Raw genomic sequence first — 494 nt, forward strand, 5'->3', positions numbered from 1 at the left:
TAATAGGAGACTGCGGCCAGCAGGAACACCAGCCGCGCCGCCTCGGCGACTGCCGGCTCGTCCCAGGCACCGCCGCCGGGGAAGGTCACCTCCTCGCCGAACTCCCGCCCGTCGAGCCGGTAGCGGCACACAAGCCGGTTGCGGGAGGCGTCGATGTCGTAGCCGACGTACCGGAAGCTCTCACCACGTCGAGGTGACACCTTCACGGAAGATCCTTTCCGCGCAGGCGGGCCGCGGCGACGAACCGGCCGCACGGGTTCTCGGCCCGGTGGCTGAAGAACGGCGTGCTCGGGCCGGTGCCGAGACCGGTGACGTGCACCTGGCTTTCCGGCACGCCCGCGGCGACCAGCTGCAGGGTATTGGCCCGCCACAGGTCAAAGGTCCACTTGCCGAGACCGTCGGGCCGCACCACCGCGTCGAGCTGGTCGCCGAAGGCGACGCGGGCTGCGTTGACGACATCCTCACCGACCTGGTAACGGTCGGGGTGAATGGCC

Annotated in this window: 2 protein-coding genes; both read right to left on the reverse strand. The window is 70.0% G+C overall.

The genetic code is table 11. From position 1 onward, the window contains the following. Window positions 1-206 (reverse strand): hypothetical protein (locus DD1DGNOD_RS27285; protein ID WP_165036882.1); only part of this gene is annotated, 206 nt, incomplete at its 3' end. Next, on the reverse strand, window positions 203-494 hold a 292-nt coding region (locus tag DD1DGNOD_RS18885), incomplete at its 5' end, for a laccase domain-containing protein (RefSeq protein WP_165036884.1). The genes DD1DGNOD_RS18885 and DD1DGNOD_RS27285, both read right to left, overlap by 4 nt.

Source organism: Candidatus Protofrankia californiensis (assembly GCF_900634765.1).
In the GTDB taxonomy this organism is placed as follows: Bacteria; Actinomycetota; Actinomycetes; order Frankiales; family Frankiaceae; genus Protofrankia; species Protofrankia californiensis.